This window comes from Thermaurantimonas sp. (assembly GCF_046299575.1).
Classification (GTDB): domain Bacteria; phylum Bacteroidota; class Bacteroidia; order Flavobacteriales; family Schleiferiaceae; genus Thermaurantimonas.
This window is the reverse complement of the sequence record NZ_JBKBHX010000004.1, coordinates 1-12,012: the sequence shown is the minus strand read 5'-3', so window position 1 is coordinate 12,012 and position 12,012 is coordinate 1. Positions and strand designations below refer to the sequence as shown.

The following is a 12,012-nucleotide window of genomic DNA, read 5'->3' as shown; positions in this document are numbered from 1 at the left end:
TAGGAATATGTCAAAAAATCATTCTCTCACTTACAACACCTCCCTCGATCCGCTCATTATCCCGGAGTACGGGCGCATCGTTCACAAAATGATTCAATACACCATCAACCTTCCCACAAAAGAGGAAAGAAACCGTGCAGCAAGGGCCATCATAGAAGTTATCGGAAATCTAAATCCGCAGCTTCGCGATCATCAGGACTTTCGCCACAAACTCTGGGATCACCTCTTCCTTATGAGCGACTTTAAACTCGATGTAGACAGCCCCTATCCCATTCCCACCCGCGAAGAACTCAGCGAACCACCCCGTCGGTTACAGTATCCTCAGAAGTCCACAAAACATCGCTACTACGGCTCCATCATCCGACAGATGATCAAAAAAGCCATTGAAATGCCCGAAGGCGAAGAAAAAAACAACTACATTCGCCTGATAGCCAACCAGATGAAAAAAACCTACCTGCAATGGAATAAAGACACCGTAGAAGACGAAGTCATTCTCAGTGACATTCGTGAGCTCTCCGATGGCGCTCTCAATCTCTCTGAACTCACTCTTACATCAAGCCAGGCACTCAGAAAAATGGCCAACATTAGTTCCCAACACGGCAAAAAGAAAAACGGCTTCAAAAAGAACCAGAAAAACTACGGAAAACACAAAAAAAATTACAAAAAATAAGCACTTCGAATGAGTCAGTTTAAAATCTACGGTGGCAAAAAACTCCAGGGCACCATCGAACCCCAGGGTGCTAAAAACGAAGCTCTTCAAGTACTGTGTGCTGTCCTGCTTACTTCTGAGCCCGTCACCATCAGCAATCTGCCCGACATCGTAGATGTAAACCGACTCATCGACCTGCTCGCCAGCCTTGGCGTCAAAGTAACACGGCATTCACCACACTCTTATACTTTTCAGGCTGATGCTGTCGATATCGACTACCTCTACAGCGACGACTTTCGTCGCAAAGGGGCAGCCCTCCGCGGATCTGTTATGATTGTAGGCCCCCTGCTCGCCCGCTTTGGCAAAGGATACATCCCAAAGCCCGGGGGTGACAAGATTGGCCGCCGTCGCCTAGATACCCACTTCGACGGCTTTCTGAAGCTCGGCGCTACCCTCCGCGGCAACCCGGGTGAAAATTTCTATGGAGTAGAGTCAAATGGCCGCCTGCGCGGCACCTACATGCTCCTCGACGAAGCCTCCGTCACCGGCACAGCCAACATCGTCATGGCAGCCGTCCTGGCCGAAGGTACCACCACCATTTACCACGCAGCCTGCGAACCCTATGTGCAGCAGCTCTGCCGCATGCTCAATTCCATGGGCGCCCGCATCGAAGGCATCGGCTCTAATCTGCTCACCATCCACGGCGTCGAAGCCCTCCATGGCACCTCACATACCTGCCTGCCCGACATGATCGAGGTAGGCTCCTTCATCGGCCTGGCAGCCATCACCGGCTCCGACATCACCATCACCAATGCCGGCGTCAGGCACCTCGGACAGATTCCCACCGTATTTCGCCGTCTCGGCATCACACTCCACATCGAGGGCGACCATATCCACGTACCTGCCCATGAGCATTACGAGATTGACACCTTCATGGATGGCTCTATCATGACCATCTCCGACGCTCCCTGGCCCGGATTTACCCCCGACCTGCTCTCCATCGTACTCGTCACCGCCACCCAGGCTCGCGGCAGCGTACTCATTCACCAGAAGATGTTCGAATCACGCCTCTTCTTCGTCGATAAGCTCATCGACATGGGCGCCCAGATCATCCTCTGCGACCCACATCGCGCCACCGTCATCGGCCTCGATCGCCGGCAGCCTCTGCGACCCGCTACCATGAGCTCCCCCGATATACGCGCCGGCGTATCCCTCCTCATCGCAGCCCTCAGCGCCGACGGAGTCTCTACCATCAACAACATCGAACAAATCGACCGCGGCTATCAGCACATCGAACATCGCCTCCGCCAGCTCGGTGCCGACATCGAACGCATCAGCTGATAGCCCTCTTAAAATTTTTTTCATTATCTGGGCGTGCCCCCTGACGAAGGCGCCTGCAGCACCTTCGTCAGGGGTCGGTCCCCTCTGGGGTACGCTTCGCTTCCGTGCTCCGGCTTCGCTGCGCTTCGCCTACGCACCGCGCTATCGCGCGCCCGCCGGGCACCTCACGCGTTGCGCGACCCTTTAGGGTCGCGCATACTTCTGAATCAATAAAACTGCCCACCCCCATCGCTCACATGTTTCATCTAAATTTCCACCCATCCCTACATAAATCCACTCATACAGTCAGCCGGTAAATACACCTAAAAATAGCAGCCCGGCATAATTGCCCTCCATCTCGCAATCCATCGAATCCAGGATTTTCCAGTACTTTTATTCAAAATCCTGATCAATGGATTCCCGATTTACAATTTATTCAGCCTCAGCCGGTTCTGGCAAAACCTTCAACCTCGCTCTCGAATACATCGCCCTCTGCCTCCAGGGTCACGAATACTCTTTTCGCGAAATCCTCGCCATCACCTTCACCAACAAGGCCGCCGAAGAAATGAAGTCGCGAATCCTATATTACCTCTACCAACTCTCCACAAATGATCCTGCCAACTCCATAGAGCCTTTCCGCAAGGCATTGATAGAGAAAGCGCAACTTTCACCTGAACTGCTTTCCCAAAAAGCTAAAAAAATCCTCTTTGCCATCCTCCACGACTTCTCAGCCTTTCACGTCATTACCATCGACAAGTTTTTTGTTAAAGTTTTCAGATCCTTTTCAGCTGATTTGCTCATATCTTCTTCCAGAAAACCAAGCATCGATCAAGAACTGCTCGAAGAACTTGCCCTTGACGATGTATTGAGCGCTCTGGGCATAAACACAGACTTTACCAATTTCTTTCAGGATTACCTGCGAAATCTACTTACTGCTCCTAACGAAAACGATATTAATCCATTAATTTCATTAAAAAATCTGATAGAAAAAATTTCCAATGACGCCTCTTATCAATTACTGCTTTCGCTAAAAGACATTTCTTACGAAGATTTTAAGAGAAAAATTGAGCAGCTTCGAGCAAAAAAAACGGAAATACAACTCTATATTTCAAAATTAAATCAGCAAATCAAAAACATATTTCAAAGCCATGGAATACATCAAGAACATTGCTCCAGAGGAACACTTTATAAGCTCTATTTTGAAAAGTTGTCTTCACAACCTTTAGATATAAATAAATGTATCGAAGATGTAGAAAAAGCACTTGCAAAAAAATGGCATGAACATTTTAGAAAAGAGGCATCAATAACCTTACTTTCTCTTGATGAAATTGAAAATGATGTAATCAAATTATCTGAATATATTCTCAACAATTTGTTGAAAATTCAATTCATCGAAAATATCTTAAGTCTCTCATCTCTTCTTATCATCCTTCGAGATGCAGAAAATTCAATAAATAAACTCAGTGACGAAGAAAATCTTATCCTATTGAGCGATATATCCCGTATCATAAACGAACAAATATGCCTGGAGTCCGGAGACTTTATTTACGAAAAAATTGGAAATCGATTTAAACATATTTTCATCGATGAATTTCAGGATACATCAAAACGACAATGGCAAAATATGTATCCGTTGATTGTAAATGCTCTCTCGACAGATGGTTTTGTAAAATTAATTGGCGATCCGAAGCAGAGTATCTACCGATTTCGCAATGCTGATAGCAAACAAATGCTACAGCTTATTAATAATCAATATTCAGAAAAATATCCTATTGATCCACAAAAAATTTCATTAAATAAAAACTTCCGTAGTGCCAAAAATATCGTAGAATTTAACAATAAAATATTTACTTTTATCCGGGATAAATATTGCGATTACACCACAATTCATCAAACATTATCAGATGTAGTTCAGCAAATATGCAATCAAAACGAAGGGTATGTTGAGATCAAAAAATTTGATAGAGATCAATACGATGAAAACACAATAGAATACGTAGCAAGTATTATTCAAAACAAGGTTCAGCAAGGATATGAATTGTGCGATATCGCCATTCTTGTAAGAAATAAACAAGACGGCAGGTTACTTGCTAATAACCTTATTAATTATCACCTGAACAGCAATCAACGCATTGAGGTCACCTCTTCTGAATCCTTCCTGCTTAAAGGGAATCCAAAGCTAAACATACTCATTAATACCCTTCGCGTAATTGACAAAATGGATAATAAAACCGCATCCTTTGAATTACTTTATGATCTTATGAAATTGGGAATTTTATCATCGGTCGATTCTGAACATTCTTTGCTCTTTGATTATGCTAATTACAATGATCATATCTTCAAATTTTTGAGACAGAAAAAATTGTTTCCACAAATCAGCGATTTACCAGAACATGATAACATTTATTATCTTAAAAAATTTAGTATTAACGAATTAATCAATCTTCTCATAAAGATTTATCGATTTGACCAGGAATCTGATGCTTTTGTTGCTGCTTTTAGTGAACTTGTTTACGATTATAGTCTGAATACTAACAAAGTGGATATAACCAATTTTCTACTCTATTGGGATAGCGTTTTAGATGAAGAATTTAGTATAAATACCACTTCAGCACTTAATGCTGTTCAAATTATGACTATTCACAAAGCAAAAGGATTAGAATGGCCAGTTGTTATATTGCCTTTTTTTGATTTTAAAACATTTAAATCAGATGAAGAGATAATTGAGCTTGACGAAGAGGAATATTCTTTAAAAAGTGCTTTAGTAAAAGTGCGAAAAAACGAAAAGTGGCCTACTCCCTACGAGAAAATCAGAAAAGAATTAGTAGAACATCAATTAGCCGATAATTTAAACCTCATGTATGTAGCCATGACACGTGCCCGCGAGGAAATGTTTATCAGTACACTAAGTGCTCCATCAAGTGACGAAATATCAACTCTTCTGCACATGGCTGTTTCACAGACATATGGACATCCTGAAACAGAAGAATATCTTGCAATAGGTAGTACTGAAAAAATTGACACACGATCAGAAGTACAGGAAAAAATTGAACCTAAATATATTGAAACATCCGATTGGAGAAAGGTGTTAGGAATTGCCCCGGTATATAGTTCTGCAATGAACCAAAAGATCGCCGTGGGCAGCAAAATGCATAAATTAATTTCTACTTGTTATTCGATAAAAGACTTTGAAGAAAGATTAGAAACATTAGATAAAAATGAAAGTTTGTTTCCTGCATTTAAAAAATTAACAGAAGCCATAAAAAATTCTGTGGAGTTAAGGGAATTTTATTCGGCTGATCGAGTATTAAACGAACGAAAGATACTCGTTAAAGGACAATATTTTGTGCCTGATACTATGGCCATTCATAACAATAAAATTAGTATTTTGGAATACAAAACCGGCACAAAAAAGCCCGAACACATCAGCCAGATAAAGCAATACATGCATCTGGCCGCTGATGCCGGCTATTCGATTCACAAGGCCTTCCTGGTTTACCTGAACGAAGAGCGCGTAGAGCTCGAAAAAGTAGAGCTTTGAGTCCCTCGTCTGATATCCCCTCTCAAATTTGCCACCCTTTTGCATACAGAATACATCCGATCTTTTGGATATTTGGCCACTAAAGCTCGACATGCATGACAAATGCACAACCGGACGTTAGCGTCGTAGTGCCTCTGTACAACGAAGAAGAATCTCTCCGCGAACTCTTTGAGTGGATTAAGCGCGTATGTGATGAGCACAAGCTGTCATTTGAGGTTATAATGGTCGATGACGGTAGCACTGATGGCTCTTGGAGGGTAATTGAAGAACTTTCTTCCCAGCATCCAGAAGTGCGCGGCATATCCTTTCGACGAAACCAAGGTAAATCCGCCGGCTTGAACGCAGGCTTTAGAGCCGCTAAGGGCCAAGTAGTCATCACCATGGATGCCGACCTTCAGGACAGCCCTGACGAAATACCGGCACTCTACCGCATGATCACAGATGAAGACTATGACCTCGTCTCCGGCTGGAAAAAAAAGCGCTACGACCCCCTGAGCAAAACCCTCCCCACAAAACTCTTCAACTGGGCCACCCGCAGGATGTCAGGCATACATCTCAATGATTTCAACTGCGGCCTTAAGGCCTATAAGCGCGAAGTAGTAAAGCACATCGAAGTTTACGGCGAGCTGCATCGCTACATTCCTGTATTGGCCAAAAGCGCCGGCTTCACCCGTATCGGCGAAAAAGTAGTTTCACACCGCCCCCGCAAGTACGGACGCACCAAGTTTGGCTGGGAGCGCTTTATCAATGGCTTTCTCGACCTCGTCACCCTCGCCTTCGTGAGTCGATTCAGCCGGCGACCCATGCACTTCTTCGGCCTGCTCGGCACTCTGATGTTTGTCTTCGGATTTTCAGCCGCAGCCTACATTGGCATTTCTAAGCTCATCTCCCTCCATAAAGGCATCCCCGCCATCCTCGTTGCCGACAATCCATGGTTTTACATTTCCCTTACATCCATGATTCTGGGTACGCAGCTGTTCCTCGCCGGATTCCTCGCCGAACTCATCATACGCAACAATCCCCGCAAATTCGACCCCACCATCGTCGAACGCACCGCCAATCTAAACCGCGCCGACCTCAATGAGCCAAGATAAACCCCTGTACTTCAGCCTGATTACCCCCACCTTCGGCCGCCCCGACGAAGTCGCAGAGTTTCTGGAAAGCCTCCTCGCTCAGCGCTATCCGCATTTCGAAGTCATCGTCAGCGATGGGACACCGGGCGACACCCTCCGACCCCTCATTCAGCATTACATACACAATTCCATCTACCCACTCACCATCCTCTACACCGAATACATTGCCGTAAGCCCCGCCCGCAATGCAGCCGCAGCCGTGGCACGGGGCGATTACCTCATCTTTCTCGACTCCGACTGCATCATCCCCCCTGACTACCTCACCAAAGTAGCCGATTACCTCACAAAAAATCCCGACATCGACCTCTTCGGAGGCCCTGACCTGGCCGCAGCCGGATTCACCCCCCTTCAGAAGGCCATCAATTTTTCCATGACATCCTTTCTGACTACCGGCGGCATCCGCGGAGGCAAGCACACCATTGGCACCTACCTGCCTCGCGGTTTCAATATGGGTGTGAAGAGATCTGTTTTCCAAGCCGTCGATGGCTACTCCGACTTCGTCTGCGCCGAAGACATCGAGCTCAGCATCCGCATCCTCAAGGCAGGCTATCGCTCAGCCTACATCCCACAGGCCGGCGTCTATCACAAGAGGCGCACCACCCTGACAAAGTTTTTCACACAAGTCTTTCGCTTCGGCGCAGCACGCCTTCTGCTCAACCAGCGCCACCCCGGCAATCTGAAGCTCACCCATCTGTTTCCACTCATTTTCACCACCGGGCTATTGTTTTCCCTCATCCTGCTGCCCCTCACCGAATGGCTTCTCATCCTCTACGTCATATACTTCAGCCTTGTAATGATTTTTTCGACCCTCACCAACGAAAGCGCCAAAATAGGCCTTCTCACCGTCCTCACCACCCTGGTGATGATGGCCGGCTATGCCTATGGCATGGCCCGCAACGGGATTGAAATCTACCTGAAAGGCCACCCAAAAGGAATCAAACTGTAATCCACCCCATCATCAGTAGCACACCAGATTTAAATACTGATTGTACATTTTTTTATTTTTTGGCGTGCCCCCTGACAAGGCGCCTGCAGCGCCTTCGTCAGGGATCAGGCTACTCGAATGAGGTCGAAGATGCTGACAAAACAAAAAGTTTTCGTCAGCATTCGCTTCGCTTCCGTGCTACGGCTTCGCTGTGCTTCGCCTGTACACCGCGCTGGCGCGTGCCCGCCGTATCCCTCACGCGGCAGCGGCCTGTGGCCGCTTTCAAAATCATTAGCTTTAACTAAAATAAAAACTGAGAACTCAGATATTAGCAGATTCAGCCATAGATTTTCGCAGAGTTAACGCCAACGCCCCATTGGGGCGATATGTTAATAGCATCGTCGTCAAAAATTAACAATCAGCTTCATGGGAGCTACACAAGTTGAAAATACGATAAATCAGTTTCGCTCCTACGGAGCTTAATTGCCAAAATGGTCGAAGAACGACTATTAACCCTTCGGCTGCGCTGCAGCCTTTTTCATTTTAATATGTCAAGGAGCAATAACATTAATTAACTGGAAACCTTAAACTAATAAGTTCGCAAATTTGCCAGTTCTGTAAGAAAAAAAACTCTCCCCTTTACGTTGCTGAAGCCAAAAGAGATCCGTAGAAGCCGTCAAAGCACCCCTGAGCTTTCGTCGGTAGAGGTTCGAGGGTGAAGGGTGAGTAAAACTCTAATGCAATGGCAAAGCCATGAAAGCGAGCAAAAAATGTTAAAAATCCCCCAAATTCAACCCTGTTTTTTATCTTTGAACAACTAACCAAACAACTCATCCGTCATGAAACACCTACACGCACTTTGTGCGCACCTTTTATCCTTAATGGGGGGGGGTAAAGTGCTCTATATCGGCCGTATATAAAGCTATAATTGCATTGCTCAGCTCCATCGCACTCACTGCGCAGCCCGTTAATCCAGCAAATACACCCGACCAGATGATGCCCGGAGGTCCCTATCCAAACGTACAAAACACCGGCGCCGACCAGTGCTGGTGCCCCACTTGTCCGCTGAATGTGGCACAAGTCTATTGTTGGGATGGCGACAATCCCGGCATTGCCTACTATGTGCCTGGCTCTGGTAATCCTCCACACGTGCTACCGCTACCCGCAGGTGCACAGGATCCTGATATCATTGTAGGTAGAGAAGGATTATGGGGATATGTGGTGTATGAGATGGGTACAAACATAGTACTGCATGAGTTTACATGCAGTCCGCCGGTTGCCACCACTTTGGCATTTGGTTCTGCGACTATTTTATCAACAAATGGTCGGCATCCGAATATTGATCGAGAAATAGATTGTGAGTTTTCAGGATCAAAAGTTGCAGTTGTTTATCAAAATTTGTCAGGAATTCCAGATTTGGAGTATTATGAGGGTACATTTAATTCTTCTTTTAATGGGCCATTACCAGTTCTAAATTTATCATTTCCAAATAATGCCCCAATTAGAAGTTATGTAAACCGAACAAACCCTGATATCAATATTTTAAAATTTGATAATGATTATATTTATCAGTTTGCTTTCTGTGGATATGAAAATAACGTATATTTTGATAATATGGTTGATTATGTACATGAAACATCTTCTTTTATATCATCCAATATTTTTTCTCCAGAAATTCCATTAAGTATTAATAATTTATATGAAGTAAATCCAAGAATAGATGGAAATGTTATAGTCTTTGACCCTCCACAAAATATATACACAGATCAATCATACATAATTACTGTTGAATCAAATAATCAAATTTTTTTCTCTTATGCTAATTCTCCATCACCTTCTTGGACAGATATAAATATTCCTGGCACATTTGCTCAAAAACCTGCTATTGCTGTACACGGTGATTTTGCAGATATTATCTGGTCAAATAATTTTCATGGTAATATTAATATACTCGGCACTGAAATTCATGGCACGATTCATTCTTCTATTTATAAAGATGGAAATGTAAACATTACTTCAGGTTACGATTTTTTGTATCCATCCATTGCATCTAATATGTGTGATAAACTGACAGATTTATATGCCGTGTGCTGGTGGGGAACTGATGAAAATATTTATTTCAAAGCAGCGAGAACCCCACCATCACCAGCATACAGATATCAATATCCAGATAATGCAATTGTCTTTTTTAAAGACAAATATGAACAAAGCCATATGTTAGTCGAAACATTTGATGTCAATCAGCACATTACGATTCATGATATTTCAGGTAAAATACTTTTTACAGGTATAGTTAGTGAAGCACAACATGTTATTATTCAATTTCCAAAAGGTATATACCTAATCACTTCCAACAATGCCGGGAGGAAAAAACTGCTGATACAATGAATAAGTTTTTAAAAATAGTGCTATTGACTACTGCCCATTTGCTGGTCAGCCATAGCCAGCAGATGAAGCAGGTCATTTTTGGAGAAGGCATCATGATGGACCTAACAACGGGCACTCCGGTGTTTTCACAGGTGCCCTCATGGCAGCAGCGTACGATTATGCCCTATCGGCAATGGAGCAACCAGGTATCGGTATGGCCGGATGAAGATGGAAAAATAAAATTTTATTTCCTCAATGGTAAATACTTCGATGCAAATCACCAATTTTTTGGAGTTGCCTGTAGTAAATACATGGATGAATTATTTCCATATTTTTACTCATATTTTTTTCAATTTGAAAAATTTAATGATACTATTTATCATCTGTTTTGTTATTATGAAACAGTTGAACCTTTCGATTTAACTTTTTTACCAAATAGCGGTATTGGTGCTTTATATAAAAAAGTTAAATGGAGATTAAACAAAATTTCGATTAATAATTATGTTATAGATTCTATATTTGAGAAAGAAATTCATATGCCACAAGGCTCGATGTTTATGAGTGGTTATTTTAATACATTTTTCTCGGCAGGAAATAAAATGACTAATCATTGTGATTTATTTTTAAACAAACATGAAAAAACATTATATTTATTTACAATTAATTTTAATTCTAATTACGTTGGGGATATAGGTCCTGTTTTAATAAAGGTTAAAAACGATTCTATTTTCTATATTGAGCTAAATCACTCTTTTGTCATTACAAATTTTTATATGTTAAATGATTTTAGGACTACTTTTTATTCATTAATTCACAATAAATATTTTAAATTATCTAAAAGCAATCAAAATAAAATTTATCTTGAAAAAATAAATATACTAAACGATTCAATTCAAATAATAAATTCGTATGAACTCCCAATAAATTTATATTTTATTAATTCTACTCAGAGTCCATCCCTTCAAATGTATTTTATTACACCACATAGCAAATTTTTATATTTGTTTTTTAAACATAATAATCAAATAAGATTGTTTCGTATTAATCTTTTAAAACTCAATGACCCAGATATAAATAATAATTTTGAAGAAGTTCCATTATCTATTGGTCATAACAATTCTTTACTCCAAATATTTAATTGGAACGTAAGCTCATCTTCAATTTTTCCTTATAATAATGATATTTATTTCATAGTAAATCAGTTTATGTTAAGTTCTATGCCCAATTATTTATTTTCCTCTCCATTCAACAATAAAATTCATTTAATAAAAAATGTTGAAGATGAAAATAAATTCAATATTGACTTTGATTTAAATCTTAATATTGGCCCGCAGTGGTCTTATTTTGGTAAATTTCCATCAACTTTTATCAATAATTTACCCAAAATTTTTAATTCCATGTATGCCTGCACCGACTCTACCTACTTTCATCTCAACTACACGGCCATAGCTGATTCGGTGTGGTGGGATTTTGGCGACCCGGCCGGTCTGGGCCCGCTAAACCACAGCTCGCAGTTTCACCCCGTGGTTAAGTATCCCCAGCATGGCACCTACTATGTGCAGGTACAGCTCTGGTACGATGGCGACAGCATTACGACCATGGGCGATTCGGTCAGGGTGCTGCCTGTACCGGATGTGGACCTGGGCTTTACCGATACCTTGCTCTGCCGTGGTGAGAGCGTGCTGCTGGATGCCTCACAGGGCTTTCCGGCCACCTACCTCTGGAGTACAGGCAGTACCGACAGCATCCTGTCGGTCAGCCAGTCGGGTCGCTACTGGGTGCAGGTGTCCACCCCCTGCGGTACAGTCAGTGATACGGTCAGTGTATCGGTGATCGACCCACCGACGGTGAAGGTACACGATACGGCCGTATGCTTTTTCGGGCAGGTGCTCTACGATGTATCGGCTGATAGCGCCACCTACCTGTGGAGCGACGGAAGCACATTGCCCACCTTTGCCCCCCGGCAGATGGGCACGTACTGGGTAGAAGTGAACAACCGGTGCGGGGGCTACCGGCAGGACTTCAGGGTAGAGCTGCAAAACTGCGAAACCACCCTCTACATCCCCAATGCCTTCAC

At 43.1% G+C, this 12,012-nt stretch carries 8 protein-coding genes; all 8 read left to right on the top strand.

Annotation, left to right across the window (positions count from 1 at the left end; translation table 11 throughout):
- The first annotated feature begins 7 nt into the window (after positions 1 to 7).
- Positions 8 to 670 carry a DUF4290 domain-containing protein gene (locus tag ACK4EX_RS06475; RefSeq protein ID WP_409770962.1) on the top strand — a complete coding sequence of 221 codons (663 nt, stop codon included), beginning with the start codon at positions 8 to 10 and terminating at the stop codon, positions 668 to 670.
- 9 nt (positions 671 to 679) lie between these two features.
- Positions 680 to 1,990, top strand: coding sequence for a UDP-N-acetylglucosamine 1-carboxyvinyltransferase (gene murA, locus ACK4EX_RS06470; protein WP_277029297.1), 1,311 nt, complete (start codon positions 680 to 682; stop codon positions 1,988 to 1,990).
- A 391-nt stretch (positions 1,991 to 2,381) separates the two neighbouring features.
- Positions 2,382 to 5,510 carry a UvrD-helicase domain-containing protein gene (locus tag ACK4EX_RS06465; protein ID WP_409770957.1) on the top strand — a complete coding sequence of 1,043 codons (3,129 nt, stop codon included), beginning with the start codon at positions 2,382 to 2,384 and terminating at the stop codon, positions 5,508 to 5,510.
- Between the two features lie 95 nt (positions 5,511 to 5,605).
- Positions 5,606 to 6,604 carry a glycosyltransferase family 2 protein gene (locus tag ACK4EX_RS06460; RefSeq protein ID WP_409770955.1) on the top strand — a complete coding sequence of 333 codons (999 nt, stop codon included), beginning with the start codon at positions 5,606 to 5,608 and terminating at the stop codon, positions 6,602 to 6,604.
- Positions 6,591 to 7,589, top strand: coding sequence for a glycosyltransferase (locus ACK4EX_RS06455; RefSeq protein ID WP_409770953.1), 999 nt, complete (start codon positions 6,591 to 6,593; stop codon positions 7,587 to 7,589). The genes ACK4EX_RS06460 and ACK4EX_RS06455 overlap by 14 nt, the downstream gene beginning before the upstream one ends.
- A 59-nt stretch (positions 7,590 to 7,648) precedes the next feature.
- Positions 7,649 to 7,873 (top strand): hypothetical protein, encoded by a 225-nt coding sequence (locus ACK4EX_RS06450; protein WP_277029304.1) that lies wholly within the window; start codon positions 7,649 to 7,651, stop codon positions 7,871 to 7,873.
- 688 nt (positions 7,874 to 8,561) lie between these two features.
- The gene (locus ACK4EX_RS06445; protein WP_409770949.1) at positions 8,562 to 9,956 is read left to right on the top strand and encodes a T9SS type A sorting domain-containing protein; all 1,395 of its coding nucleotides are present in this window, start codon (positions 8,562 to 8,564) and stop codon (positions 9,954 to 9,956) included.
- Between the two features lie 1,196 nt (positions 9,957 to 11,152).
- The coding region (locus tag ACK4EX_RS06440) for a hypothetical protein (RefSeq protein ID WP_409770946.1) at positions 11,153 to 12,012 on the top strand (860 nt) is incomplete at its 3' end.

What these genes read in the sequence shown, in the direction of transcription:
- ACK4EX_RS06475 (WP_409770962.1), top strand. Translation starts at nt 8, where the DNA reads ATGTCAAAAAATCATTCTCTCACTTACAACACCTCCCTCGATCCGCTC.
- murA (WP_277029297.1), top strand. Translation starts at nt 680, where the DNA reads ATGAGTCAGTTTAAAATCTACGGTGGCAAAAAACTCCAGGGCACCATC.
- ACK4EX_RS06465 (WP_409770957.1), top strand. Translation starts at nt 2,382, where the DNA reads ATGGATTCCCGATTTACAATTTATTCAGCCTCAGCCGGTTCTGGCAAA.
- ACK4EX_RS06460 (WP_409770955.1), top strand. Translation starts at nt 5,606, where the DNA reads ATGACAAATGCACAACCGGACGTTAGCGTCGTAGTGCCTCTGTACAAC.
- ACK4EX_RS06455 (WP_409770953.1), top strand. Translation starts at nt 6,591, where the DNA reads ATGAGCCAAGATAAACCCCTGTACTTCAGCCTGATTACCCCCACCTTC.
- ACK4EX_RS06445 (WP_409770949.1), top strand. Translation starts at nt 8,562, where the DNA reads ATGATGCCCGGAGGTCCCTATCCAAACGTACAAAACACCGGCGCCGAC.